1 protein-coding gene is annotated in these 321 nt (G+C 62.3%); it reads left to right on the top strand.

What is annotated here, in order from left to right; genetic code table 11:
- Positions 1 to 184: oxidoreductase dimerization domain-containing protein (locus tag CR103_RS21835; protein ID WP_502511533.1), on the top strand; the 184-nt coding region annotated here is incomplete at its 5' end.
- Positions 185 to 321: the final 137 nt, after the last annotated feature.

Raw genomic sequence — 321 nt, 5'->3', positions numbered from 1 at the left:
CGTCGCTCGGGTTCATCTCGGCGACATGATCGGCGAAATCGCGCTGGCGATCGAGATGGGCGCCGACGGCGTCGATATCGGCAAGACGATCCACCCGCATCCGACGCTGGGCGAATCGATCGGCATGTCCGCTGAAGTGTATGAAGGGGTGTGCACGGACTTGCCGCCGCCGCGCAAGCGGTAGGTCATTTGATGTCGTCCTCGCGCACGCGGGGACCCAATTTCTCGGCAACAGCGACACCGCCCGGCATCGTCCGTTAAAAGTTGATCCGCTTATCGTGCAAACTGGGTCCCCGCGTTCGCGAGGACGACGGGATATAC

This window comes from Massilia psychrophila (assembly GCF_002760665.1).
GTDB lineage: Bacteria > Pseudomonadota > Gammaproteobacteria > Burkholderiales > Burkholderiaceae_D > JAFCUW01.
This window is presented reverse-complemented; position numbering and strand designations above follow the sequence as displayed.